The sequence below is a fragment of the Burkholderia metallica genome (assembly GCF_902832845.1).
GTDB classification, from domain to species: domain Bacteria; phylum Pseudomonadota; class Gammaproteobacteria; order Burkholderiales; family Burkholderiaceae; genus Burkholderia; species Burkholderia metallica.
Map to the genome: position 1 here is coordinate 69,143 of NZ_CADFDB010000018.1, position 24,964 is coordinate 94,106.

At 66.6% G+C, this 24,964-nt stretch carries 22 protein-coding genes; 11 read left to right on the plus strand and 11 right to left on the minus strand.

Annotated elements, in window-relative coordinates:
* Positions 1-260: 260 nt before the first annotated feature.
* The 4 genes from HWX08_RS32760 (at position 261) to HWX08_RS32775 (ending at position 3,275) form a co-directional block, all read left to right on the plus strand.
* Complete coding sequence (locus HWX08_RS32760) at positions 261-1,130, plus strand: IclR family transcriptional regulator (protein ID WP_174919782.1); 870 nt, start codon at positions 261-263, stop codon at positions 1,128-1,130.
* Between the two features lie 7 nt (positions 1,131-1,137).
* Positions 1,138-1,926: an IclR family transcriptional regulator gene (locus HWX08_RS32765; RefSeq protein ID WP_174919784.1), complete on the plus strand. Its 789-nt coding sequence runs from the start codon at positions 1,138-1,140 to the stop codon at positions 1,924-1,926.
* A gap of 103 nt (positions 1,927-2,029) precedes the next feature.
* A complete protein-coding gene (locus HWX08_RS32770) occupies positions 2,030-2,743 on the plus strand; it encodes a nitroreductase (RefSeq protein ID WP_174919786.1) in 714 nt (237 codons plus the stop codon).
* A gap of 115 nt (positions 2,744-2,858) precedes the next feature.
* Positions 2,859-3,275 (plus strand): YybH family protein, encoded by a 417-nt coding sequence (locus HWX08_RS32775; protein WP_244122804.1) that lies wholly within the window; start codon positions 2,859-2,861, stop codon positions 3,273-3,275.
* Positions 3,276-3,323: 48 nt separating this feature from the next.
* Here HWX08_RS32775 and HWX08_RS32780 read toward each other — a convergent pair whose 3' ends face one another.
* Positions 3,324-4,160 carry an alpha/beta fold hydrolase gene (locus HWX08_RS32780; protein WP_244122805.1) on the minus strand — a complete coding sequence of 279 codons (837 nt, stop codon included), beginning with the start codon at positions 4,158-4,160 and terminating at the stop codon, positions 3,324-3,326.
* A gap of 619 nt (positions 4,161-4,779) precedes the next feature.
* On the opposite strand from HWX08_RS32780, the gene HWX08_RS32785 reads away from it, so the two are divergent.
* Positions 4,780-5,403 carry a TetR/AcrR family transcriptional regulator gene (locus tag HWX08_RS32785; RefSeq protein ID WP_174919790.1) on the plus strand — a complete coding sequence of 208 codons (624 nt, stop codon included), beginning with the start codon at positions 4,780-4,782 and terminating at the stop codon, positions 5,401-5,403.
* Positions 5,404-5,451: 48 nt separating this feature from the next.
* Here the strand turns inward: HWX08_RS32785 and HWX08_RS32790 are convergent, their stop codons facing one another.
* From HWX08_RS32790 to HWX08_RS32810, 5 genes are all read right to left on the minus strand, one after another.
* Complete coding sequence (locus HWX08_RS32790) at positions 5,452-6,351, minus strand: alpha/beta fold hydrolase (protein WP_244122806.1); 900 nt, start codon at positions 6,349-6,351, stop codon at positions 5,452-5,454.
* 245 nt (positions 6,352-6,596) lie between these two features.
* The gene (locus HWX08_RS32795) at positions 6,597-7,649 is read right to left on the minus strand and encodes a porin (protein WP_174920015.1); all 1,053 of its coding nucleotides are present in this window, start codon (positions 7,647-7,649) and stop codon (positions 6,597-6,599) included.
* A 725-nt stretch (positions 7,650-8,374) separates the two neighbouring features.
* Positions 8,375-9,193 carry an SDR family NAD(P)-dependent oxidoreductase gene (locus tag HWX08_RS32800; protein WP_174919794.1) on the minus strand — a complete coding sequence of 273 codons (819 nt, stop codon included), beginning with the start codon at positions 9,191-9,193 and terminating at the stop codon, positions 8,375-8,377.
* 44 nt (positions 9,194-9,237) lie between these two features.
* Positions 9,238-10,710, minus strand: coding sequence for an aldehyde dehydrogenase (locus HWX08_RS32805; RefSeq protein ID WP_174919796.1), 1,473 nt, complete (start codon positions 10,708-10,710; stop codon positions 9,238-9,240).
* A gap of 29 nt (positions 10,711-10,739) precedes the next feature.
* Positions 10,740-12,326: an MmgE/PrpD family protein gene (locus tag HWX08_RS32810; protein ID WP_425128483.1), complete on the minus strand. Its 1,587-nt coding sequence runs from the start codon at positions 12,324-12,326 to the stop codon at positions 10,740-10,742.
* A 171-nt stretch (positions 12,327-12,497) separates the two neighbouring features.
* Here HWX08_RS32810 and HWX08_RS32815 point away from each other — a divergent pair, with 171 nt between their 5' ends.
* From HWX08_RS32815 to HWX08_RS32840, 6 genes are all read left to right on the plus strand, one after another.
* Complete coding sequence (locus tag HWX08_RS32815) at positions 12,498-13,310, plus strand: enoyl-CoA hydratase/isomerase family protein (RefSeq protein WP_174919798.1); 813 nt, start codon at positions 12,498-12,500, stop codon at positions 13,308-13,310.
* Positions 13,311-13,409: 99 nt separating this feature from the next.
* Entirely contained in the window at positions 13,410-13,628 is a 219-nt protein-coding gene (locus HWX08_RS32820) for a hypothetical protein (RefSeq protein ID WP_174919800.1), read from the plus strand.
* Between the two features lie 29 nt (positions 13,629-13,657).
* A complete protein-coding gene (locus HWX08_RS32825; protein WP_174919802.1) occupies positions 13,658-15,148 on the plus strand; it encodes an aldehyde dehydrogenase family protein in 1,491 nt (496 codons plus the stop codon).
* Positions 15,149-15,184: 36 nt separating this feature from the next.
* Positions 15,185-16,660, plus strand: coding sequence for an aldehyde dehydrogenase family protein (locus HWX08_RS32830; protein WP_174919804.1), 1,476 nt, complete (start codon positions 15,185-15,187; stop codon positions 16,658-16,660).
* Between the two features lie 52 nt (positions 16,661-16,712).
* Positions 16,713-17,783, plus strand: a complete 1,071-nt coding sequence (locus HWX08_RS32835; protein ID WP_174919806.1) for a zinc-dependent alcohol dehydrogenase family protein — start codon at positions 16,713-16,715, stop codon at positions 17,781-17,783.
* Between the two features lie 530 nt (positions 17,784-18,313).
* Positions 18,314-19,732, plus strand: a complete 1,419-nt coding sequence (locus tag HWX08_RS32840; protein ID WP_174919808.1) for an MmgE/PrpD family protein — start codon at positions 18,314-18,316, stop codon at positions 19,730-19,732.
* Positions 19,733-20,714: 982 nt separating this feature from the next.
* Here the strand turns inward: HWX08_RS32840 and HWX08_RS32845 are convergent.
* From HWX08_RS32845 to HWX08_RS32865, 5 genes are all read right to left on the minus strand, one after another.
* On the minus strand, positions 20,715-21,566 hold the full coding sequence (locus HWX08_RS32845; RefSeq protein WP_174919810.1) for an HpcH/HpaI aldolase/citrate lyase family protein: 852 nt from the start codon (positions 21,564-21,566) through the stop codon (positions 20,715-20,717).
* Between the two features lie 3 nt (positions 21,567-21,569).
* Positions 21,570-22,760, minus strand: coding sequence for a CaiB/BaiF CoA transferase family protein (locus HWX08_RS32850; protein ID WP_174919812.1), 1,191 nt, complete (start codon positions 22,758-22,760; stop codon positions 21,570-21,572).
* 10 nt (positions 22,761-22,770) lie between these two features.
* Positions 22,771-23,628, minus strand: coding sequence for an HTD2 family dehydratase (locus tag HWX08_RS32855; RefSeq protein WP_174919814.1), 858 nt, complete (start codon positions 23,626-23,628; stop codon positions 22,771-22,773).
* A gap of 75 nt (positions 23,629-23,703) precedes the next feature.
* Complete coding sequence (locus HWX08_RS32860) at positions 23,704-24,636, minus strand: electron transfer flavoprotein subunit alpha/FixB family protein (RefSeq protein WP_174919815.1); 933 nt, start codon at positions 24,634-24,636, stop codon at positions 23,704-23,706.
* A 16-nt stretch (positions 24,637-24,652) separates the two neighbouring features.
* Positions 24,653-24,964 (minus strand): electron transfer flavoprotein subunit beta/FixA family protein (locus tag HWX08_RS32865; RefSeq protein WP_425128485.1); only part of this gene is annotated, 312 nt, incomplete at its 5' end.

Genomic DNA, 24,964 nt, shown 5'->3' on the forward strand with positions numbered 1-24,964 from the left:
CCGCGCGCGTTCCGTCTCGAAATAGTTGGGAAGCCCTGCGCCCGACCGTGGGTGCCCGATTGTCGCTTCGATTCGTGTTTCAAAGTACGGAACATATCGGCGCTACAATTGACTCGCTTCCCGGTTGGCTCGTGTAATGAAGCCATCGGACGGTCGCATGGGGCGAGCGCCGCCACCGCATGTGGCGTCCCGCCCCGACCGGTCGGGACGAGCAGTTCATGGCCGCTTCCAGAGCCGGATCGAGACGAACGGAGCAATCGATGTCACCGCAGGCACACCGGGCAGCGCTGCCCCTGGCAGCACAGGAAAACGCGAGTTGGCACGATGCGCCGATCGGCGACGGCGAGAGCCCGGACGGCGCGAATGCCTCCCGCGCGATGGTCGTGCCGCTGGCGAGAAGCCTGGCCATCCTGGCCGCGTTCTCTCCGCACGAGCCTTGGCTTGGCAATCAGGAACTCGTGATCGAAACGGGCATCCCCGCGCCGACGGTGTCGCGGATGCTGCGCTCGCTCGTCGCGCTCGGCTATCTTCATTACTCGCCGCAGCGCCGCAAGTATCGGCTGGCGGCCCCCGTGCTGTCGCTCGGCTACGCGGCGATCGCGCATTCCAACGTTCAACTGCTCGCGCGACTCGAGATGCAGGCGTTCGCGAACGCGAGCGACACCTACGTGATGCTCGGCACGCGCGACCGTCTCGACGTGATCGTGCTGGAAACGTGCGCGGCCAAGCCCGCGTCGGTTGACCTGAAGCTGTACGCGGGCACCCGTCTGCGCATCGCGTCGTCGCCGATGGGCTGGGCGTTGCTGGCCGCGTTGCCGGAACTCGAACGCTTCTACCTGCTCGGCAACATCGAACGCAAGACGGGGCGCGACTGGCCCAACCTGCGCCGCCGCATCAGCGAAGGCATTTCGCAGGTGCACAACGTCGGCTATTGCCTGTCGCTCGGCGAGTGGGAGCCGGACCTGACGATCCTCGCGGTGCCGCTGGTGGTGCAGGATCACACGCCGCTCGTGCTCGCCTGTATCGGTCGCAGCGCGCGGCTCGGGCGCGCGCGGGTCGAACGCGAACTCGGGCCGCGGCTGGTGGCGGCGGCACAGCATCTGCAGGAGCAGGCGGTCGTCATCGACTGACTCGAACATGAACCGGACCGACAAGCAACAGGGCGTCACGCTGACCGTCGAGCGCGGGCTCGAGGTGCTCCACGCGTTTCGTGCGGCCCGCGCGCCGCTGTCCAACGCGGAACTGGTGCGGCGCACCGGCCTGCCGAAAGCCACGGTATCGCGGCTGACCACGACGCTGATCTCGATCGGCTACCTGCGCAGGGTGGGCGGCGGGCGTCAGTTCGAGCTCAGTGCCGGCGCATTGAGCATCGGCCACGCGTATCTGGAAGCGAATCCCGTCACGCGTCTCGTCACGCCCGTGATGCAGAAGCTGGCCGACAAGCTGAACCTGTCGGTCGCGCTCGCGGTCCCGCATCGGCTCGACATGGTGTATATCGCGTGGCGCGCGAGCGCCCGGATCGCGACGCTGCGCCTTGGCGTCGGTTCGCTGCTGCCGATGGCGACGACCGCGGTCGGCCGTGCGTATCTGTACGGGCTGCCGGACGCGGCGCGCGAGCCGTTGATGGCCGAGCTGCTCGACGCGGCGGGCAACGATGCGGACACCGTCCGCGAGAACCTCGATGCGGCGTTCGACGATCTGAAGCAGTCGGGCGTGTGCATGTCGGTCGGCGAATATCAGCGTAATGCCTACGGCATCGCGTTGCCGATCGTGGTCGGCCGCACCCGTACGCTGATGGCGCTGAATTGCGGGGCCGTGGAACTGGAGCCGGACATCACGGCGATCCGCCAGCGCGTGACGCCCGAATTGAAGGCGGCGGCCGAGACGCTGTCCTTCATCCTGAGCGACGTCGACTGCGAGCCCTGAACATCGGTGCGCACGCGAACGCCAGCCGGCTTCGAAAGCTAACTAATGATAGTTATATTGAATCGATATGGCGCCGTCAGGTGCCGGTAACCGGAGACGTTTCATGCAAGCGCAAGCCGAGTACGAGGATTGGGGTGTCCGGCCGATCGCCGACGCGGAAGCGATCGAGCGCCTTTCGTGCGGGCGTTTCACCTGCCGCGCGTACCTGCCGGATGCCGTGCCGACCGACATGATCGAGCGCATCGTCGACATCGCGAAACGCGCGGCGTCGTGGTGCAACGTGCAGCCGTGGCACGCGACCGTGACGTCGCGCGACACGACCGAGCGCTTCCGCGAGGCGCTCGTCGCGCATGCCACGCAGTATCCCGGGATCGACTCCGACATACCGTTCCCGGACGAATATCGCGGCGTGTACGGCGAGCGGCGCAGGGAAGTCGGATACGCGCTCTATGCGGCGCTCGGCATCGCACGCAGCGACAGGCCGGCGCGCGAGCGGCAGGTCGCGGAGAACTTCCGGCTGTTCGGCGCGCCGCATGTCGCGTTGCTGACGATACCGGCCGAACTGGGGCCGTATGCGGCGCTCGACTGCGGCGCGTTCGTCGCGACGTTCATGCTGGCGGCGCGGGCGCACGGCATTGCGACGACGGCGCAGGCGGCGCTGGCTCATCACGCCCGATTCATCCGCCGTTATTTCGGTATCGGCGACGAGCGGAAATTCGTCTGCGGCATCGGGTTCGGTTATGCCGACATGACGCATCCTGCGAACGCGTTCCGCTCCACCCGCGCGGCCACGGCGGACGTGATGCAGATGGTCTGACGAGCGCCGCTCCGGCCGGCGTCCGCCGCGCACAGGGGTGACGATGACGGACCGGCGGATCGGCGGATGCAATCGGCAACGGCAGCGGCCGGCGCCCCCGAGGAAAGGAGAAGACATGATGGTTGGAACGACCGGCACGCCCGGCCCCGCGCTGGCGATCGTGCAGGCCGCTTGGAACGCGGCCGCGCGCGACTGGAATCCCGATGCGCTGACGGGCATCTACACCGCGGATGCGCTGTTCTTTGGCGGCCGGCCCGGCCATTCGGCCGGGCGCGACGCGATTCGCGCGTACTTCGCTTCGTACGACGGAGTGATCCGGTCGGCCACGCTGGCGCTGGTGGAGCAGCACTTCATCCGGTTGAGCGACGACTGCTTTCTTGCGCAAGGCTACGGCGAATTCGCGTTCGTGCTCGGCGACGGCAACACGTCACGCTCGCGCTTGCGCACGACGCTTGTGATCGGGCTGCAACAGGACGAATGGAAAATACGCCAGCATCATTTCTCGACGTCGCCTGAAACGCCGCCGATCTGAATCGGCGCGATCCGCATGCGCGGGCGTCCGGGCACCCGCGCGTCGCGCTTATGCGGCGGCGACGTGGCGCGCGAGAAACTGTTCGGCGGCCTGGCCGAACACGTCGTTGCGGTCGCCGGCGACCATGTGTCCCGCCGCGGCGACATTCACGTACTCCGCATGCGGACAGAGTTCGAGAAACTCGCGAACGCCCGCCTCGCTGACCACATCGGAACTGCCGCCGCGCACCAGCAGCGTGGGGAGCGCGAGGTTGCGCGCACAGGCCGAGAAGCGCGCATGACGCGCATGCAGGTCGGTCGTCCCCGCGAGGAAGCGCGGGTCCCAGTGCCAGTGGTAGCGGCCGTCGTCGCCGAGCCGGACGTTCTTCGACAGGCCGGCGTGATTGCCCGGGCGCGATCGGTTCGGGCGGTAACGGCCGATCGCGTCGGCGACCTCGTCGAGCGAGCCGAAGCCGTCCGGATTCTGCTGCATGAAGGTCCTGATGCGCGCAACGCCGGCCGGCTCGGTGTACGGCACGATGTCGACCAGGATCAGCGCGCGCGCATCGATTCGGCGCTCACCGATCGCGACCAGGCTGGTGCCGCCACCCAGCGATGCGCCGATGAGCACCGGGCGGCGCCCGCCAAGCGCATCGACGACGTCGCGCAGATCGCTGACGAACGCGTCCTGGCTGTAGTCGCCCTCGGGGCTCCAGTCGGAGTCTCCATGCCCGCGCGCGTCGTAGGCGACGGAGAAGTAGCCCGCGCCGCCCAGCAGCGCGCCCGTGCCGCCCCATGCATGACGTGTCTGGCCGCCGCCATGGAGCAGCACGACGAGCGGGGCATCCGGATGCCCCCACGTATCGCCGGCGAGTTGCACACCATCGGACGCACGCCACAGATGCATGGGATCGGGGGTACCGGGAAGCCGGTTGCCCGGTCGGGTCGGGGCTCGTCCGGCGGATTCGGTTGATGAGGGCATGACAGGGCGATGATTGACGGAACGGAGAAGGGCGGACCGGTCGTCGGGTCTGCCGCGCCTTCAAACTTCGCCGCTGCGCGCATGCGTGTCAATGCGGCCGGCAGACGCGTTCCGTACAGTGATCGTGCGGCCGATATGCGGTTCGGCCATAGCCGGCGGGCGGCTTCGCGACGCCGATCCGCCGGCGAGAGATTCAGGCAATCGCGGGGCCGCCCGGCCACGCGCGGCGGGCCGACCAGCCGCGTCCGGGTTCGCTGGCTCGCGCCCTGAAAATACGCTACCCTCTCAAACATTAGTTTTGTGCCGCATGGCGGCATCCGAGAGGATCAGGCAGCACCCCGGGGAGACGGAGCACGCCAGCGGCCGCCATCGGCGAACCGGAACGGCACGGGATGATCACTCGCAAGCGTCCTGCACGACGCTGCCGGCCGGGCGCCGTTCATGCGGCATCCGGATTTCCTATTTCATCTTGATAACAGCGGACGGCTGATACACGAACGTGCGAAAGCGAAATGTAAATCCCAGCGCGGATACCCGGGAAACCTTGCTGCGGCTTGCCGCACGCTCCTTTGCGACACAGGGCTATGCCGCGACGACGATGCGCGCCATTGCCGACCAGGCCGGGATCGAGGCAGCCAGCATCTACTATCACTTCTCGTCGAAGGAAGAACTGGTCGACGTCGTGATGGAGCACGGCGCGGACAGCATCGTGCAGCACATCAAGGACCATTTCGACGCGCTGCCGCCCGATGCGACGGCCGAAGCCCGCTTCAAGGCGGCGCTGCTCGGGCAGATGAGCGCGCTGATCAAGTTCGGCGACTACGCGCTTGCGCACGGCCGGCTGCTGACCCAGCTTCCGGACAAGGTGCGGGAGCGCCAGGTCAAGCGGCGCGAGCGCCATCAGCAGCTGTGGACGGCCGTGTTCGACGACTTGCGCGCCGAAGGATTCCTGCGCGAGGACGTCGACATCGCGCTGTGTCGCGTGTTCGTCCTCGGTTGCATCAACTCCGTCCAGACCTGGTTCGACCCGAAGAAGGGCTCGCTGGACAAGGTTGCCGATCAGCTCAGCACGATGTTCTTCGAGGGCGTGAAGCCGGAAGCAGGTGCGAAGCCCGCGACGAAAGCCAGGCGAAGCAGCCGCAAAGCCGAGCTGGCCGCATCGTCCTGACGCTGCGTAGCGGATCGGCCGCGCCGTGCGCTTCACGACGCGGCCGGATCAGGCGACCGCGCGATCGCGCAAAGCCGGGCCGCGCGACATCCGGCGCTCGAGAAAGCGAAGCACGGTATGGCCGAACAGGTCGTTGTGTTCCCCCGCGACCGTGTGGCCGACGTCGCGTACGTCCGCATATTCCGCGTGCGGGCACAGGTCGAGGAATTCGCGTGCGCCTGCCTTGCTGACGATTTCCGAATCCTCTCCGCGCACCAGCAGCGTCGGCAGCGTCAGGCGGCGTGCGCTGGCCGCGAAGCGCGCATGACGGCGCGCCAGGTCTCGCGGCCATGCGAGAAAGTGCGGGTCCCAATGCCAGCGATATTTTCCATCGTCGTAGCGCAGGCTACGGGTCAGGCTTTCGTGCGTGAGCGCATGCGCCGGCTGCGAGCGATAGTTGCGGATCGCGTCGACGGCTTCGTCCGGCGACGCGAAACCCTCCGGCGGCTGCCGCATGAACGACTGCAGGCGCAAGACGCCCGCCGGTTCGATGTATGGCGCAATGTTGACGAGCACGAGCGCTTCGGCATCGAGAAAACCTTCGCCGACCGCGAGCAGGCTCGTGCCGCCGCCCAGGCCCGCACCGACGAGTATCGGCCGACGGCCGTCGAACATCGCGGCGACGCGCTCGAGATCGCGAATCATCGCGCCCTGGCTGTAGTTGCCGGTCGGCGACCAGTCTGACTCGCCATGACCACGCGCGTCGAAGGCGACGGCATGAAAACCCGTCGCGGCGAGGGCGCGGCCCATGCCGCTCCATGCGTGATGCGTCTGCCCGCTGCCGTGCAGCAGGACGACCGGCGCGCCGTCGGGGTCACCCCACGAACGGCCCACGAGCCGGATGCCGTCGGTGCCGTTCCAGGTGTGTGTCGTGCCGGCCGGGCCTGTTGCATGCGTTCCCGTCGTCATCGCATTCTTCATGATCCGATTGCATTCGCGTTGCGCAACCGCGGCCGGAGCGCCCGTCACTCGTGATCCTCTTGCGACAGGCTCCCGGCGCTACGTTGCCGAAATGTCATGCATGCCGAACGGAAATCGACATGCACCGCATACGTTCGCGGCGGTTTGCAATCGAGTCAAGCGAGACTGCCGGAATGTTCCGTACCCCGGCCGAACAGAGGAATGCGCGTTGCATCGTGCCGCAAGGGAAACGTCTAGAAACGCTTGTTGATCCCGATGATCGCGCCGATCGTCGTGCCCGGCGCGCCGTACAGCGCGTTGTCGATCGACAGGCCGAATTTTTCCCGGCCGTGATTGTTCGCCGCGCCGACCTCCACATACAGCGACGTCGCTTTCGACAGGAAGTAGCGCGTCGTCAGCGCACCGAGCAGCGTGTGATTGTTCGCGTCCTGCGGATCGCGGATGTACCACACGCCCGAGTTGATATCGAGCTGCGGCAGCGGATAGTAGTCGAAGCCGAGATTCCACACGTTGTTGGTGCCGCCGTTCGTCACACCGCCGACGACCGTCGTCGGCAGCTTGTAGCTCGTGAACGAGCCCTTCACCGCGAACGTGCCGAAGTGGTAGCCGAGCCCGATCATCCGTCCGAGGAACGGTTGCTGGAAGGGCGTCAGCGCCGCGGTGCTTCTGGCCGAACTCGAGTCGTACATCGCGGCGTTCACGACCAGGCCGTGAAACTCGTAGCGCGCGCTGACCGAATACTGCTGCCCCGCGCGATAGTCGCCCGGCACGCCGCCGAACGCATACATCGCGCTGGCGGAAAACCCGGCGATCTTCGGGCTCGTATAGGTGATCGCATTCGGATTGAAAGTGCCGACGAACGTATTGGCGCCGTAGACGGAGAACGACGTGCCGAACTGGCCCGCGTTGCGCGGGTCAGCCTCGTAGATCGCCAGCACGAAAGGCGAATACTGCACGCCGGCCTTCAGTTGGCCGAAGTTGCCGTCGAGGGCCAGCCATGCCTGGCGGCCGAAGAAATTGCCGTTGCTGTTGTCGAAGCCGCCGTTGACGACGCTCACGCCGCTTTCCAGTCTGAAGGTCGCCTTCAGGCCGCCACCGAGGTCTTCCTGCCCGAACAGACCGAAATTGGAGGGTTCCAGGCCGCCGTTGATGAGGCTGACCTGCTTGCCGCCGTTCGTACCGGTCATCGAGTTGAGTGTCTTGTTGGTGAACAGCAGGCCCGTATCGAGCGTGCCGTAAAGCGTGACGCTGCTTTGCGCCCATGACCATGCGGGCATGAGCGCCATGCCAAGTGCGAGGATGGTCTTCGTCGTACCCAAACCTGATGATCGGCTTACATTCATTTCGATGTCCGAATTTAATAAGAGATGAAGAAACGATTCGTGTCGGCGTGCTTCGGCGGTGCGGCGATTTTATGGTTGCGACGGAGGTACCGGTATGTGCAATGTGCGGTGCGAACGGGCTCTCGTCAGTCCGACAGCAATCTAACGTTAGGTAGATTGGAGTGCATGACATCGAATCTCCATTGGGTATAACCCGAGGCGAATTCGTGTATTCATGCAAAGGTCCATTGGCTGAAATTCAGCGTTCCGTACTTCAATTCATTCAATGGATTCAGACGGAACGAATATCATCCGTTATCCATAATATCTTTCTTGAAGCCGCTTCATTGCAGGTTATGGCGGCTGGATTCAAGCGATCGCGACGGAATGTCCGTGTCCAGTCGTGTTTTGTCCGGTGGAACGAATTTTCTCGGGTGAATCGGCTCGCCTGCTTGTTGCCGAATATTTCATCGCAGGGATTGCGAGCGAATTCACGCTGTCGGCACGCGTGTCTTGGGAGAGGGGAAGCGATGTGCGGGAAGCCGGCCGCCGCGAGCAGCGGCCGGCCTGGCGGATATCGGACGAACGATGCCCGTCGCCTGTTCCTTCGCGTTGCGGCGTGTGAGCGCGGGCGACGAGGACCGGACGGACCCTCGCCGCGAACGGCGCAGGCAGGGTGCGAAGCGCGCTTACTTGCCCATCGGTTTCGCGAACATCATGTGCGACATGCCGCCGTCGCATGCGATCGACTGGGCCGTGATGTAGCCGGCCGCGGGCGACGCGAGGTACACGATCAGGTCGGCGACTTCCGACGGCTGGCCTATCCGGCTCATCGGCAGCATCGCCGCAAGCTGGTCGAGCAGATCCTGCGGCACCGAGCCGCGCGCCATCGGCGTGTCGATGACGCCGGGAAGCACGACGTTCACACGCACGCCGTACGACGCCCACTCGTGCGCCATCTGCCGGCTGAGCGTGATGAGCGCCGCCTTGCTCGGGCCATACGCGCCGCCCTGCGAATAGCCGTGCACGCCCGCCAGCGAAGCCGTGTTCACGATCGCCGCGTGGGGGCTCTTCTTCAGGTGCGGCAGTGCGCTGCGCGCGAGCATTAGCGCGCCGTCCACGTTGACCTGGAAGCCGCTGCGCCATTCGTCGATCGGCACGTCCTCGAGCATCCCGGAACGCACCAGCGCGGCGGTGTTGATGACGACGTCGAGCCTTCCGAAGTGTTCGACCGTTCTGGCGATGGCCGCGTCGATGTCCGACTGTTTCGATACGTCGAGGCCGAGCGCAATGGCATGGCCGTCGTGACGCGCGATCTCGCCGGCCACGCGTTCGGCGTTGCCCGCATTCATGTCGGCAACGGCGACCGCGCCGCCGTTTGCCGCGAAGGTTTTCGCGCTGGCTTCGCCCATGCCGCTGCCCGCGCCGACCACCAGCGCGACCAGCCCCTTGATGCGCGAATGGATCATCCAGTCGTGCGGCGCTGCGTCGTTGGATTCAGTGTTCATCCGTTGCTCCTCCTGTTGTCATGCGATCGTTCGTATGCCGGCGCTCACTCGGCCGGCTGGTCCAGTACCACGGTCTTGGATTCGAGGAACGCTTCGAGGCCGCCCACGCCGCCTTCGCGGCCCACGCCCGATTGCTTGAAGCCGCCGAAGCCGATCGAGAAATCGGTGCGCGACGCGTTGTGTCCGACCGACCCCGCGCGCAACAGGCGCGCGACACGCAGCGCGCGCTGCGTGTCGTGCGTGAACACCGCGGCATTCAGCCCGAAGATCGTGTCGTTGGCCATGTCGATCGCATGTTGCTCGCTGTCGGCGGGAATCACCGACAGCACGGGGCCGAAGAACTCGTCCTGCGCGATGCGGGAGCGGTTGTCCACGTTGGCGAATACCGTCGGTTCGAAGAAGAAGCCGCGCGGCAGGTGCGCGGGCCGCTTGCCGCCGACTGCCAGCCGTGCGCCGTCCGACACGCCCTGGGCGACCCGTCGTTCGATCGCGTCGCGCTGGGCCGCCGTGGCGAGCGGGCCCATGCTCGTGGCGTCGTCGAGCGGGTCGCCCAGCGTCATCCCGCGCGCCGCGGCGACCAGCGCGTCGACCATCTGATCGTGCCTCGCTCGCGGCACGATGATGCGGGTGAGGCTGTGGCAAACCTGGCCCGACAGGTAGCTGAAGTACGGCGCACCGAGCGTCTTCGCGGCCGTTTCGATGTCGTAGTCGTCGAGCACCACGGCGGGCGACTTGCCGCCGAGCTCGAGCGTGACGCGCGCCACGCGCTCGGCCGCGACCGCGCCGATGCGCCGGCCCGCGGCGGTGGAGCCGGTGAAGGTGATCTTGTCCACGCCCGGGTGACGTACGAGCGACTCGGACACGGCCCGATCCGCCGTCAGCATGTTGACCACGCCGGGCGGCAACCCGACTTCGTCGCAGATTTGCGCGAACAGATGGCCGGAACTCGGTGTTTCCGGCGAGTTCTTGATGACGACCGTGCAGCCCGCGAGCAGTGCCGGCGCGATCTTGTACGCGAGCAGCCCGGCCGGGCCGTTCCACGGCACGATGACCGCGACGACGCCCACCGGCTCCTGAACGCGGTACGCCTGGTGTCCGGTGACGGAACGTGCGGGCTCGACGAACGGATAGCTGCGCGCCATGGCCGCGTACTGGCGAAACGCGCCGCTCAGGAACAGGCCGATGCGCGGCTGGGCAATCCTGTAGAGCACGCCGGACTCGATGCTCCAGCCGCGCGCGAAATCGTCGTTCAGCGCTTCGAGGCGCTCGGCGATTTTCTCGAGGCAGGTTGCGCGCTCGGCGGGGGACAACTGCGGCCACGGCCCGCGATCGAACGCGTCACGCGCGGCGCGCACGGCGGCATCGACGTCCGTCTCGGTGGCCATGGCTGCGTGCGCAACGACTTCTTCGGTTGCGCAGTTGAGCACGGCGAAGGTTTCGGCGGAAGCGGGCGCCACCCAGCGTCCGCCGATGTAGAGGCGATCCGCATGCGGCATGTTGACGGTATGACGGGGCATGTCCGGATTTTCCAGGTTGCTGTCCACGCTCAGTTGCCCGACGATCGCACGAACTGGCGGATGACGGTCCCGAAGTCGTCCACCTTTTCGAGGTTCAGCACGCTGTCGACTACCCGGTCGATGGTCGATGCCGGCAGCAGGCCGTCGACGAACGTGCGGAACTTGTTCACCAGTTCGTCGGTGGTCATGTAGGTCGCGGGGTCCGCCGACGGCGTTCCTTTGGGGAACGTCTTCTCGCCGGCGAAGACCTGGCCGCGCGCACGCACTTCCACGCGCGACGGGCGGCTGGAGATGTCCGCCGATATCGACTCGAAATAGGCAGGATGGGTTTCCAGCGACACGCGGTTCATCAGCGCCATCACGGACGGGTCGAACACGACGGACGGGTCCTGCCACCGGGGGCCGGGCGGGATGCGATGGGCCGCGACGGCCAGCCCGTGCGAAAAGCAGAACTGCGCGTCGTGCACCTCCAGGATTTCCCGGTTGGTGAAGCAGGGCAGCACATAGGCCCAGCCTTCGCCGAAGGAGGTGATGCCGTCGATCTCGTCGGGCTTCAGGTCGTTGCGGGTCACGATGTCGATCAGCAGGTCGAGCGGCGCGTGCATCACGCGACAGTGCGGATAGGGCTTGAACATCTGGAAGCCGGGAAAGCGCCACTCGTCGCCCAGGTTGTCGGTAATCTTCTCGGGCATCCAGCGGTCGGTGCCGATGAAGCTCGCGTAACCGTTGACCTCGTCGTCGAGGATGCGCAAATCGCCGCGATGGCCCAGTTCACCCAGGTCGGCGGCCGTGAGCGCGATGTTGGTCAGGCCGCCGGCGAGCTGGTACTTGATGGTGGCGGTGGGGGCGTGCGTAAACCACGCGCGTTGCGCATTCACCGGCGCCGATGCGGCGGCCAGGCCCAGCGCATTGGCCAGTTTGGCGGCCGACAGCCGCTTGAGCTTGCCCGCGGACGCGGTGGCGCCGAATACGGTGCTGCTGTAGCCGACCACCGATGCGGGATTCGCGGATTTGCCATCTTTGGTGTCGCGGTAGCCGCTCATCGCGGCGCCGAAGCGGCACGAGATCTCGTGCGACACGGCCACGGCGGCGATCAGGTCGCGGCCGGAGCGCCGGTGCGTCTCCGCCGTCGCGAATGCGCCGGGCAGTACGTACGGGCTCACGTGGCCCGGCAACAGCACGGAGTCGGCGTCGAGCGCGTTGAGCAATTCGCTGTTGGCGAACGCGGCGCCGTACGCGGTCGAGCGCTCGCCGGTGCCGATGATGGTTGCATCGCCCGCGCTGCCGCCGATGCGGCGGCCCGTTTCGATGCCGATGCGCCCCCTCGGATGATCGATACCCGCCAGCGCGACGCCCAGCGAATCGAGGATGTCGCGTTTGCATTCCTGCACGACGATGTCGGGTAACCGGGCGATGTCGACGTCGGCCGAGAAATCGGCCAGTTGCTGGACGATGGTGGGGTGACTCATGTGTCTCGCTCCTCGTTCTGATCTGTTTCTGCGAATACCGTCAGGTTTGGCTCTGATGCCGCCGTACGCAATGTTTGCGCCCGAAACGTTCCGCGCTTCGAAAATCCCGCACCGGCAAGCGCGCGCTCGACCGGCGCATGCGGGCATTCCCTGATGGGAAATCCCCGCACGCGAAATAGAATAACAACTGTTAGTTAGATTGCAAGGTATCTCGACGATCCCTTGCGCGCTCCCCCGGTGCCGCGAACCGACGCGGGTCACTTCATCGACGGGCGTCGACACACGCCGCCCGCCGTTCCACACATCCCTGGGTTCAGCATGAAATACGAAGATTTCCAGTTCCTCCTGTTCGATCGCCAGCCGGACGGCGTCCTGCTCGTCACGCTCAATCGTCCGGAGGTGATGAACGCCACGAACAACCGGATGCACTGGGAGTTGACCAAGGTATGGGGCGTCGTCGGCGACGATCCGGGCGTCAAGGTGGTCGTCGTGACGGGCGCCGGCGATCGCGCGTTCTCGGCCGGCGGCGATCTCTCCGTGGTCGAGGAAATGGCGGCCAGCCAGGAGGCCACGATGCGCGTGATGAAGGAGGCGTCCGACATCGTCTACAACATGCTCGCGTGCGACAAGCCGATCGTCTCCGCGATCAACGGCACGGCCGTCGGCGCGGGCCTCGTCGTCGCGTTGCTGGCGGACGTGAGCGTGATGGCCGAGGATGCGAAGCTGACCGACGGACATGCACGCCTCGGCGTGTCGGCGGGCGATCACGCGGCCATCGTGTGGCCGCTGCTGTGCGGGATGGCGAAGGCCAAGTATTACCTGATGACCGCGGATTTCGTCGACGGCAAGGAAGCTGAACGAATCGGCCTGGTCAGCTTTTGCGTGCCGCGCGTCGACGTGCTGTCGCGATCGCTGGCCATTGCCGCCAACCTCGCGCGCGGCAGCCAGACCGCGATTCGTGCGACCAAGAAATCGCTCAACAACTGGATGCGCGTGGCGGGGCCGGTATTCGACAACTCGCTCGCGCTGGAGATGCTGTGTTTCCTGGGTGCGGACGTCAAGGAAGGCGTTGCCGCCTTGCGCGGCAAGCGTCAGCCCGAATTTCCGTCGGCCCGGCTGCCGCAGGCGTGACCGGTCGAGCGCACGTATCGCGCTCGTGTCGGGTCCTTCAATCTAACTAACGACAGGTTAAATGAGGCGGCTCGCAATCTCCATACCGGATGCGTGTACTTGGCCCGCGAGGACGGCGGCAACCTGTGCGAGGAGATGAACGTGCCCGAATGCCCGTCCGGCATCGGCGCGCGCAACGGCTACGCGTGCGCGCCGGGCGGCGAGCACGGACGCACGCTGTTCATGTGCGTGACGCCTGCCGATTTCAATCCCGAGGTGCGCCGCGCCAATCCGCGGAGTGCGGTGCTGTCGACCCGCGTCGACGTACCGCTGGCCTGATGCACCCCGTTACACCAACCGGAGATGTCATGACGACTGTAACCAGCGCCGCTCAAACCGCGCGTGCGAAAGCGCTCGCGTGGATCGGACGGGGCGCGAAGCGCCTGCTGATCGGCGGGCAATGGGTCGACGCCGCATCGGGCAAGACGTTCGAGACGATCAACCCCGCCACCGAACAGCTGCTTTGCCGTGTCGCCGAGGCCGACAGTGCCGACGTCGACGCGGCGGTGATCGCCGCGCGCAAGGCGTTCGATGCACCGTCGTGGTCCGCGTTGTCGCCCCACGCCCGCACGCGCGCGCTGCTGAAGATCGCGGACAAGATCGACGCCCATATCGACGAACTGGCCGCGATCGAGTCGCTCGACAACGGCATGCCGCTGTGGTTCGCGCAGGCCGCCGTGACCGCGACGGTGGACATCGTGCGCTACTACGCGGGCTGGTGTTCGAAGGTGCTCGGCACCACGATTCCGTCGGACGGCAGCACGCTGATCTATACGCTGCGCGAACCGCTCGGCGTATGCGGCCAGATCATCCCGTGGAACGTGCCGATCCTGATGGCCGCGATCAAGTTCGCCAACGCACTGTGCTGCGGCAACACGGTGATCCTCAAGCCCGCCGAGCTCGCATGCCTCACCTCGATTCGCCTCGCGGAGCTGATCCAGAAAACGGACCTGCCGCCGGGCGTCATCAACGTGTTGCCGGGTTTCGGCGCGACCGCAGGCGCCGCGCTGGCGCAGCACCCGGGCGTGGACAAGATCGCGTTCACGGGCTCGACGGCCGTCGGCAAGCAGATCACGCGCGACGCCACGGGGAACCTGAAGAAAGTGACGCTGGAGCTCGGCGGGAAGGCGCCCAACGTGGTGTTCGCCGACGCCGACATCGAGAAGGCCGTGCAGGCCGCGGTGAAAACCTTCTGCGGCAACTCGGGCCAGGTATGCTCGGCGGGCACGCGGTTGTTCGTGCAGCAGAGCATCCACGAGCGGGTGGCGGAGCGCGTGGCGCAGGTGGCGGCCGCGTGGAAGGCCGGCGACCCGTTCGCGGCCGACACGAAGATCGGCCCGCTGATTTCGGCGACGCAGCGCGAGCGTGTCCGGTCGTACATCGATGTGGGCCGGGAAGGCGGCGCGACGTTGCGGCTCGGCGGCCAGCCGTGGAGCGGCGCCGGCTACTTCGTCGAGCCGACGGTGTTCGACAACGTGCGCAACGGCATGCGAATCGCGCAGGAAGAGATTTTTGGGCCCGTGCTGTCGATCATCCCGTTCAAGGACGAGGACGATGCGGTGCTGCAGGCGAACGACACCACCTACGGCCTGTCCGCCGCGGTATGGACACGCGACGTCGCGCGCGCGCATAAGGTGGTGCGCGCGCTCAAGGCCGGGCGGCTGTGGATCAACACCTTCGGCGAATCCGATCCGGCCATGGCGTTCGGCGGATACAAGCAATCGGGGTGGGGCCGCGAGTTTGGCCAGGAATCGATCGACGCGTACACGCAGACCAAGTCGATCATGCTCCGCATGTAAATTTCGTCATCCAGAACAATTTGGAAGGAGACATCTGTGAGCCTCAACCCGAGTATTCCGGATTTCGTGCGCGGCACCAAGCAACTGCTGATCGGCGGACAGTGGGTCGAGCCTACCGGTGGCGAACGCATCGAGGCCATCAATCCCGCGACCGGGGAAGTGCTGTGCCATATCGCGCAGGGCAACGCGCAGGACGTGAGCCGCGCCGTGTGGGCCGCACGCCGGGCGTTCGACGGGCCGTGGAGCCGCTTCACGCCGCATGAGCGGCGCAAGCTGCTGCTGCGTGTGCACGACGTCATCCTCGATCACTTCGACGAGCTTGCGCTGATCGAGACGCTCGACATGGGCGCGCCGCTCGTGCGGACGCGAGGCTACAAGGAATGGCTGTCGCAATTGCTGCAGTTCTACGCATCGCAAACCGGCGCCGGCGCGATGGAAACGCCGCCGATGTCGATCGCGCCCGGCTTCACCGCGCTCAAGCAGTTGATGCCGGTGGGCGTGGTCGGCGGCATCATTCCGTGGAACGGCCCGCTGATGGGGATGTGGTGGATCTACGGCCCTGCGCTCGCCACGGGTTGCACGGCCGTGCTGAAGCCGGCCGAGGATGCGTCGCTGTCGTCGCTGCGCGTGTCGGAACTGATGATGGAAGCCGGCGTGCCCGACGGCGTGATCAACGTCGTGACCGGCTACGGCAAGGACGTCGGCCAGGCGCTGGCCGAACATCCGGACGTCGATCGTGTGGCTTTCACGGGATCGGTGGGCACCGCGCAGGCCATCGTGCGCGCGTCGGCCGGCAACCTGAAGCGGCTGCAGCTCGAACTCGGCGGCAAGTCGCCCGACATCGTGTTCGCCGATGCCGATCTCGACAAGGCCGTGCCCGGCGCGGCGATGGGCGTGTTCACCAACACCGGCCAGGTCTGCGTGGCCGGCACGCGCATCTTCGTGCAGCGTGCGATTCACGACGAGTTCGTGCAGCGCATGGCCGCGTTCGCGGGCACCATCCGGATCGGCGACGGTCGCGATCCGGATACGCAGATCGGCCCGCTGATCTCGCGGCGCCAGCTCGATCGCGTGATGCACTACGTGGACATCGGCGGCAAGGAGGCGCGGCTCGTGCACGGGGGCCGGCGGCCGGCCGGCGCGCCGGCCGGCGGTTTCTTCGTCGAGCCCACGGTGTTCGCCGATGTGCGCAACGACATGACGATCGCCCGCGAGGAAATCTTCGGGCCCGTCGCGTCGGTGATCCCGTTCGACACGATGGACGAAGCGTTGCAGCTCGCGAACGACACGCCGTACGGTCTTGCCGGCGGCGTATGGACGAGCAGCCTGTCGACCGCGCACAAGGTCTCGCAAGGCATTCGCTCGGGTACCGTCTGGGTCAACTGCTACGGCGTGATCGATCCGGCCGTGGGCTTCGGCGGCACCAAGATGAGCGGCTATGGATGGAAGGGCGGGAAAGAACACGTCGAGAGCTTCCTGTACCCGAAGGCCACCTATATCAATCTGGTCTGAGCCGGCACGTCGCCGTCGTTCGACCCCATTCCGCTGCAGGCAGGAGACAGACATGAAAGGCGTAGTTTTCAGAGGCGAACGCACGCTCGAGATCCTGGATTTCGAGGACCCGACGCCCGGCCCGGGCGATGCCGTGATCGAGATGAGGGCGTCGGGCATGTGCGGCAGCGACCTGCACTTCTACCGCAATAAGCCGGCCGACGTGATCCGGTCGCTGGGCTTCAAGGATCTCGCATCGCGCGGTATGTCGGAGGACACGCCGATCATCGGCGGTCACGAGCCGTGCGGACAGGTGGTCGCAGTCGGCGCGGGCGTCGATCCGCGCGCGTTCAAGGTCGGTGACCGCGTCGCGGTGTTCCACTACGAAGGCTGCATGCACTGCGACCACTGCCGCACCGGCTGGACGCAGATGTGCAGCCACGGCGCGGACATTCACGGCGTCATCAAGCACGGCGGCCACGCGCATTACATGAAGGTGCCCGTGACGTCGCTGGTCCACCTGCCCGATGAAGTCTCGTTCGCCACCGGCGCCGCGATTTCCTGCGGCACGGGAACGGCCTGGGGCGCGCTGCTGCGTCTCGACATCAGCGCGCGCGACACGCTCGCCGTGTTCGGCCTGGGCCCGGTCGGACTGTCGGCCGTGCAGCTGGCCGCGGCGATGGGCGTGGAAGTGATCGGCGTCGACATCGCGGCCGACCGCGTCGCGCGCGCGAAGGATTTCGGCGCGACGCACGTGATCGACGGCAGCCGGCAGGACCCGATCGAGGAGATCTTCAAGCTCACCGGCGGCCTCGGCGTGACCTGCGCGATGGATTGCGCAGGCGGCGACGTGCCCAGGCAGCAGGCCGTGCGCAGCACGCGCCCGTGGGGCCGCATCGCGCTGGTGGCCGTGGGCGGCAACCTCAACGTCGACGGCATGAAGGACGTGATCGGCAAGCAGCGCACGATCATCGGGTCCTACACGTTCTCGGAAGTCGGGATGAAGGAATGCATCCACTTCGTCGCCAATCACGGCGTGGACGTCGACAAGCTGTTCACCGACCGTTGGAAACTGGAGCAGGCCGACGACGCTTACCGGCAGTTCGACGCGCAGGCGGGCGGCAAGGGCGTGTTCGTGTTCTGAACACGCCGGGCCATCTGCGACGAGGAGACGGAAGAATGGCGAAATTCGACCGGCAAGGGATCGAAGATTCGATGGCCACACTGTGCCGGATGGCGTTGCAGACGCAGTACGCCGCTGCCGTTCTACGGCGGCCGCGTGCCGGCCCACGAAGCGGCGCGAGCGTTGGGTCCGATGCCGCGTGCGATGGATTGCGGCGACCTGCACGAGGAAGCCGGCCACATGACCGAATACGTGGCACCGACGCTGCTGGCGGCCACTACATCTTCGGCGCGGTGGCGGCCGCCGCGGCCAGCATTGCATGGATCGGCGCGGTCGGAATCCTGGGCGGTTTCGCCGGGCCGTACCTGCTCGGCGTGACCAGGGACCGGCGGCTCCCCGGCGACGCTGCTGCTGATGGCCGTCGTCGCGTTGCTTGCCGCAGGTATCGCATTTTCGGTGGGGCGGCAGCGCCGCACCCATCGCCACACATAAACCGACGAGGCCCGCGCGCATGCCGGGCCATTCACCTTTCGATCACCGAGGAAACTGCCATGACTGTTACCCGCGACACCCGGCCCGTTGCGCCGGACAACTGCCCGCCGCTCGAGCAGGCGGTGGTGCGCTTCATCCAGGAACTGAAATACGAGCATCTCGATGCGCGCGCACATGCCGGCATCAACCGGTTGATGCGCGACCAGATTGCGTTGCAGGTCGGCATTTCGAAACTGCCGTGGTCCGAGCAGCTGCTCGCATACGCGACGGCCCAGCAGCGCCCGGGCAAAAGCCGCGTGAGCGCGTCGGCACTGACGATGAGCGCGGCCGACGCCGCGTTCGTCAACGGTTCGTACGGGCACGGTTTCGAATACGACGACGCGCACGGCCCCAGTTACAGTCACCCCGGCAGCTGCGTGATTCCTGCGGCGCTTGCGATCGGCGAGGAACTGGGTTCGTCGCTCGAGGAGATCATCGTCGCGATGGTGGCCGGCTACGAGGTCTATGCGCGCATCGGCATGCTGGCCGCGCCCGAGCTGCTGCAGCGCGGCTATCACCCGCACGGCACGCTGTCCAATTTCGGCGCGGCGGCCGTCGCGGCCAAGCTGCGCGGGTTCGACGCCGAGACGACGCTGCACGCGCTGGCGATCGCGCTGAGCCACGTGTCGGGCACGACCGAGTACACGTCGACCGGCGGCTCGATCAAGCGCATCCACGCGGGCATCGGCACGCGCAACGGGATGGCGGCGGCCGACATGGCGCGCGCCGGCATCACCGGCCCGCGCGCGTTCCTGAGCGGCAACAAGGGCTTTTTTCGCACCTTCCTGCAACGCACGGCAGGGGACGACGCCGAACGGCGCTTCGCCGTCGACCGGCCGTTCGAGATCGGCACGGTGTGGCTGAAGGCGTATTGCGCGTGCTACTGCACGCACGCGTACATCGATGCGCTGCGGCCGTTCGCGGCACGCCGCGACGAGATCGCCGACATCCACCTGAAGATCACGCCGCACTTCAACGTCGTCGTCGGCACGGCCAATATCAACGCATACGCGCCGAAGAACATCGAACACGTGCAGTTCAGCCTGCCGATCCAGGCCGCGTTCACGCTGCTCGGCAAGGGCAACGGCTACCCGGTCCACCGCGACTACCTGGCCGGCAAGGTCGACATGGCGCCCGTGATCGACATCGCGCGCAGCATCCGCATCACCGAGGACCCCGCGCTCGAGAAGCAGTATCCCGGCAAGTTCGTGGCCGACGTGACCGTCACGTTCAAGGACGGCCGCACCGAGCACGTGTTCGTCGGCGACCCGATCGGCACCGACACGAACCCGATGCCGGAGCACGAGCAGGACGCGAAGTTCATGGACCTGACCACGGACGTGCTGGGTGCCGAACGGGCGCGCGCGCTGCTGGCCGCGCTGCGTGAGCTGAACCCGGCGACGAAGGCCGCCGATCTGACTGCCATGTGGACTGTCTGACGCCGGGCGTGAAAATGGTCCAGGGGGATGGGTACGCCCCAGACGACCTTTCGTGGGGGCCGGCGGCCGGTATGGCATCGTTCATTCGAACCCGCGAAGCAATCGGGTGAGCGAAAGGCCGATATCCGCCGGCCGCGGCGATTGCCGAGGTCAGGCCATGGCTGAGCCGGGCCGTATGCCGAAGAGGATCGCGCGAAGCAGCAGGGCACGAACCGTGTCGTTGCATCCGTCGCTGGCCAGGTCGCGCCTGCGGAGACGTCGACCTCGGAATCATCGCGAATTCGATCGGATATTATTGGCGCTTTCGCGCAGTATCCGTCGCGGCTCGTCGATTTTTCGGCTATCGGTCTGTCGCCAATCGCAACCACCATACAGCGGCTACTCCGTACAACGAGTGCTATTGCAATGGATCGAGATCTTCAGACGATGCTTCGCCGCTATCGCGATCGAGATATCGACTTGCACCAGCTTCGAATGTGGTTGAACGACGCAAGTGCCCGTGTTCAGGCCGCAATTTCGCGCGGTCTGTTTCTGAAGCTCATGCGGGGAAATGAAGCCGAGAGCCATGGCGCAGTCGCCCGATTGCTGCCGGCTTGTGCGCACTGCCTCGGTATCGGCCCACCCGGGCAATTCGTGTCACGCGCTCAATACCGGCAATCTTCCCGGCACCGTGACGCTGCCGTCGCAAGTGGAATGCTCACGGAAGTCGCTCCACCGCCTTTGGGATCGGCAGGGGCAGGGTCGGCCGGTGCTGCGACGTACTATCGCTGCAACCCGTGTCATGCGATTTGGGCGTTCGTGGAGCCGGAGAGAGCGGAGAACGGTGCATGGAACAGGGTCATTTAGATTGCCCGATCCGGCCGGGGGATTCACGAAGCAGGCGCTTGCTTCGGGCACGCAGATGGCCGTGGTTGATCCGTCGGCCTGCGGATGCCGGGCGGGGCCGCCGCGCGCGAATCGCGACCGCCCGCCCCGATCGCGTCTATTTCCGACCGCTCGCGACGATTGCTTCGGCCGCGCGAATGACCGGGAGATCGACCATGCGGCCGTCCAGGCTGAATGCCGCGCCGCCGTGCTTCCCGGCTTCGTCGATCACGCGGCGCGCCCACGCGTGCTCATCGTCCGAATAGCCGAATGCGTCGTTCACGCCGGCGACCTGCGCCGGGTGGATGCACAGCTTGCCGCCGAAGCCGAACGCGCGCGCGCGCCGGGCATCGGCCGCGAGGCGTTCGGCGTCGTCGGTGCGCACGGTCACGCCGTCGATCGGCGCGGGTAGCCGCGCGCGGCGCGATGCGGCCACGAGCGCGTTGCGCACAAAGGCGAGCTCCGGTTCCTCTGCCGATGCGCGCATGCCGAGGTCGAGCTGGAAATCCAGATGACCGAACGCGAGCCGCACGACCTGCGGATCGCGCGCCAGCGCATCGACCGCATCGAGCCCGGCCAGCGATTCGATCAGCGCGACGATGCGCGCTGCGTCGCCGAGCTGTTGCGCGACACGACGCAGTGCGCTCGCGTCTTCAGCCTTGGGCAGCATCACGACGACGTCTTGCCGCGTCCAGGCGCGCAGCAGTGCGATGTCCTCGTCGTGCCACGGCGTACCGACGGCATTCACGCGCACGACGGTGCGCGAGCGCTGCTCCAAATCCAGCAGCGGCAGGTGCTGCGCGAGTTGCGCACGCGCGGCGTCCTTGGCGTCCATGCCGACCGCATCCTCGAGGTCGATGACGATGCAGTCGGCTGCCGACTCGAGCGCCTTCGCAAAGCGCTCGGGCCGGGTGGCCGGCACGAACAGGAAGCTGCGGGCGTGATGCAGGGGAGAAGAGGGCGTGGACATGGTTCAGATCGCGCCGGCGGCGCGTAGTCGTTCGATCTCGGCGTCGGAGCGCCCGAGCTCGCGGAGGATGGTCGTGCTGTGCTCGCCGAGCGCGGGCACCGCGTCCATGCGAACGTCGAAGCTGTCGATCGTGGCAGGCGGCAGCAGCGCCTGCAGTTCGCCGGCGGGTGAATCGATCGTGCGAAAGCGCGCGCGCGCATGCAGTTGCGGGTGCGTCCACAGATCGCCCACCTGATTGACCGCGGCGTTGGCAATTTGAGCTTCGTCGAGGCGCGCAATCACTTCCTGCGCCGTCAGGCCGGCGAACACCGCTTCGATCACGGCTTTCAGTTCCGCGCGATGTTCCGAGCGGCGCACGTTGGCGTCGAAGCGAGGGTCGGTCGCGAGCGCCGGGTCGCGCAGCACGGTCTCGCAGAACACCTTCCACTCGCGCTCGTTCTGCAGGCCCAGCATGACTACGCGACCATCGCCCGCCGTGAAGGGGCCGTACGGATAGATCGTCGCGTGCGCCGCGCCGTTGCGGCCCGGCTGCTGCTGGCCGTCGTACGCGTAGTACATCGGAAAGCCCATCCACTCGGCAAGCGCTTCGAGCATCGATATTTCCACGTGCGAGCCTTCGCCCGTGACGCCGCGCTGCAGGAGCGCGCTGAGAATGCCCGTGTACGCATACATACCGGCCGCGATGTCCGCGATCGAGTTGCCGGCCTTGCAGGGCTCGTCGGCGGTGCCCGTGATCGACAGGAACGCCGCCTCGCTCTGGATCAGCAGGTCGTAGGCTTTCTTGTCGCGATACGGGCCGTCGCCGCCGTAGCCGGAGATGTCGCACACGATCAGCCGCGGATATCGGGCGTGCAGCGCGTCGAACGACAGCCCCATGCGCGCGGCCGCGCCCGGCGCGAGGTTCTGCACCAGCACGTCGGCCTGGGCGATGAGCTCGCCGAGCACGTCCTGCGCGTCTGGGTGCTTCAGGTCCAGCGTGAGGCTTTCCTTCGAGCGGTTCGTCCAGACGAAATGCGACGCGAGTCCGCGCGTGCGGTGATCGTAGGCGCGCGCGAAATCGCCGACGCCGGGGCGCTCCACCTTGATGACGCGCGCGCCGAGGTCGGCGAGCTGGCGGGTGCAGAAGGGCGCGGCGATCGCGTGTTCGAGCGTGACGACGGTCATCCCGCTCAGGGGGCCTTTTCGAGCTTGCATGGTCATAGTGCTATTCCAGTTCGGCGCTGGCCTGCATGGCCAGCTGCCCTTGCGGGCCGCGCGCCCACAGGCGGGCGGCACGACCTTCGAGCTTGCCGTTCACCGTGAACGGCGCGGTGTCGAACAACGGGCTGACGGCCTTGAACTCGAAGCGGCGAACGGTCTTGTCGGGGTGCGTGCGGCGCAGTTCCTCCAGCAGCAGCATCGCGATCAGCGGGCCGTGCACCACGAGGCCCGGATAACCTTCTTCCCGCATCGCGTATGGGCGGTCGTAGTGAATCCGGTGACCGTTGAAGGTCAGTGCGGAAAAACGCATCAGCAGCACCGGGTCGGGCATGACGATGCGCGAATATTGCTCGTCGGGCGGTGCGGGCAGTGGAGCCGGTGCCGGTGCGCCGGCCGACGCGGGCGGCGGTGCGTCGCGGTATACGATGTCCTGTTCTTCGCGGATCGCCACGCCTTGTGCGTCGCTGATTTCATGCAGTACGGTCACGAAAACGAGCTGGCCGCTGCGGCCGGACTTGCTTTGCACGTTCGTGATCGTCGACCGGCGCTGCACGGGCGCATCGACGGCCAGCGGGCGCAGGAACTGCAATCGTCCGCCGGCCCACATGCGGCGCGGCAGCGCAACCGGCGGCAGGAAACCGCCGCGCCGCGGATGACCGTCGACGCCGATATTCGATTGGCGCTCGCCAGGCAGGAAGTATAGCCAGTGCCACAGCGGCGGCAGGGCGGCCGGCAGTGCGGACGCGTCCGCATAATCCAGCGTGGCCCGCAGGAGGCGGATTGGCGCGTGGGTGATCCGGTCCGCGCTTTCTTCGCTGCGGCCGACCCAGGCGTCGAATGATTCGGATTGCTCGACACACATGTCGTTTCGCGCTCTCGAAATGTGAAGCGTCGTGAAGGCTGCAAGCGTCCGCATGGCTGCTTGCAGCCATTCCCGTCAGAGTTCGTTGACCAGTTCCGGCACGAGCGCGAACAGATCGCCGACGAGGCCATAGTCGGCCACGCTGAAGATCGGCGCTTCCGGATCCTTGTTGATCGCGACGATCACCTTCGAATCCTTCATGCCGGCCAGATGCTGGATCGCACCCGAGATGCCGACCGCGATGTACAGCTGCGGTGCGACGATCTTGCCGGTCTGGCCGACCTGGTAGTCGTTCGGCACGTAGCCGGCGTCGACTGCCGCGCGCGATGCGCCGAGCGCTGCCGACAGCTTGTCCGCCAGCGGCTCGAGCACCTTCGTGTAGTTCTCGCCGCTGCCCAGACCGCGGCCACCCGACACGATGATGCTCGCGCTCGTCAGTTCCGGACGGTCCAGCTTCGTCACTTCGCGGCTCACGAACTGCGACTTGCCTGCATCGGCCGCCGCGTCGATCTTCTCGACCGCTGCGCTGCCGCCTTCCGCTGCCACCGGATCGAAGCCCGTTGCACGCACCGTGATCACCTTGATCGGGTCGCTCGATTGCACCGTCGCGATCGCGTTGCCCGCATAGATCGGGCGCTCGAACGTGTCGGCACCGTCAACCGCCGTGATGTCCGAGATCTGCGCGACGTCCAGCTTCGCGGCGATACGCGGCGCGATGTTCTTGCCGTAGGCCGTCGCCGGCGCGAGGATGTGCGAGTAATCCTTCGCGATGTTCAGCGCGGTCGCTTCGACGTTTTCCGCGAGGCCTGCTTCGAGTTGCGGCGCATCCGCCAGCAGCACCTTCGAAACACCTGCGATCTTCGCTGCTGCGTCCGCAGCCGCTTGCGCGTTGTGGCCCGCGACCAGCACGTGGATGTCGCCACCGATCTTCTGCGCCGCCGCCACCGTGTTCAGCGTCGCGGCCTTGATCGACGCGTTGTCGTGTTCTGCAATCACCAGAATCGTCATTTCTTTGCGCTCCCTCTTACAGCACCTTGGCTTCGGTCTTCAGCTTCTCGACCAGCGTCTTCACGTCCGGCACCTTCACGCCGGCCGCGCGCTTCGGCGGCTCGACCACCTTCAGCGTCTTCAGGCGCGGCGCGACGTCCACGCCCAGGTCTTCCGGCTTGACGGTTTCGAGCGGCTTCTTCTTCGCCTTCATGATATTCGGCAGCGTCACGTAGCGCGGCTCGTTCAGGCGCAGGTCGGTCGTGACCACGGCCGGCAGCGTCAGCGACAGCGTTTCCGCGCCGCCGTCGACTTCGCGTGCAACCGTCGCCTTGCCGTCGGCCACCGT

What these genes read in the sequence shown, in the direction of transcription:
- HWX08_RS32795 (WP_174920015.1), bottom strand. Translation starts at nt 7,649, where the DNA reads ATGGCGCTCATGCCCGCATGGTCATGGGCGCAAAGCAGCGTCACGCTT.
- HWX08_RS32815 (WP_174919798.1), top strand. Translation starts at nt 12,498, where the DNA reads ATGAAATACGAAGATTTCCAGTTCCTCCTGTTCGATCGCCAGCCGGAC.
- HWX08_RS32770 (WP_174919786.1), top strand. Translation starts at nt 2,030, where the DNA reads ATGCAAGCGCAAGCCGAGTACGAGGATTGGGGTGTCCGGCCGATCGCC.
- HWX08_RS32835 (WP_174919806.1), top strand. Translation starts at nt 16,713, where the DNA reads ATGAAAGGCGTAGTTTTCAGAGGCGAACGCACGCTCGAGATCCTGGAT.
- HWX08_RS32860 (WP_174919815.1), bottom strand. Translation starts at nt 24,636, where the DNA reads ATGACGATTCTGGTGATTGCAGAACACGACAACGCGTCGATCAAGGCC.
- HWX08_RS32765 (WP_174919784.1), top strand. Translation starts at nt 1,138, where the DNA reads ATGAACCGGACCGACAAGCAACAGGGCGTCACGCTGACCGTCGAGCGC.
- HWX08_RS32780 (WP_244122805.1), bottom strand. Translation starts at nt 4,160, where the DNA reads ATGCATCTGTGGCGTGCGTCCGATGGTGTGCAACTCGCCGGCGATACG.
- HWX08_RS32840 (WP_174919808.1), top strand. Translation starts at nt 18,314, where the DNA reads ATGACTGTTACCCGCGACACCCGGCCCGTTGCGCCGGACAACTGCCCG.
- HWX08_RS32810 (WP_425128483.1), bottom strand. Translation starts at nt 12,326, where the DNA reads ATGCCCGCATGCGCCGGTCGAGCGCGCGCTTGCCGGTGCGGGATTTTC.
- HWX08_RS32805 (WP_174919796.1), bottom strand. Translation starts at nt 10,710, where the DNA reads ATGCCCCGTCATACCGTCAACATGCCGCATGCGGATCGCCTCTACATC.
- HWX08_RS32845 (WP_174919810.1), bottom strand. Translation starts at nt 21,566, where the DNA reads ATGTCCACGCCCTCTTCTCCCCTGCATCACGCCCGCAGCTTCCTGTTC.
- HWX08_RS32775 (WP_244122804.1), top strand. Translation starts at nt 2,859, where the DNA reads ATGATGGTTGGAACGACCGGCACGCCCGGCCCCGCGCTGGCGATCGTG.
- HWX08_RS32850 (WP_174919812.1), bottom strand. Translation starts at nt 22,760, where the DNA reads ATGCAAGCTCGAAAAGGCCCCCTGAGCGGGATGACCGTCGTCACGCTC.
- HWX08_RS32790 (WP_244122806.1), bottom strand. Translation starts at nt 6,351, where the DNA reads ATGACGACGGGAACGCATGCAACAGGCCCGGCCGGCACGACACACACC.
- HWX08_RS32825 (WP_174919802.1), top strand. Translation starts at nt 13,658, where the DNA reads ATGACGACTGTAACCAGCGCCGCTCAAACCGCGCGTGCGAAAGCGCTC.
- HWX08_RS32855 (WP_174919814.1), bottom strand. Translation starts at nt 23,628, where the DNA reads ATGTGTGTCGAGCAATCCGAATCATTCGACGCCTGGGTCGGCCGCAGC.
- HWX08_RS32760 (WP_174919782.1), top strand. Translation starts at nt 261, where the DNA reads ATGTCACCGCAGGCACACCGGGCAGCGCTGCCCCTGGCAGCACAGGAA.
- HWX08_RS32800 (WP_174919794.1), bottom strand. Translation starts at nt 9,193, where the DNA reads ATGAACACTGAATCCAACGACGCAGCGCCGCACGACTGGATGATCCAT.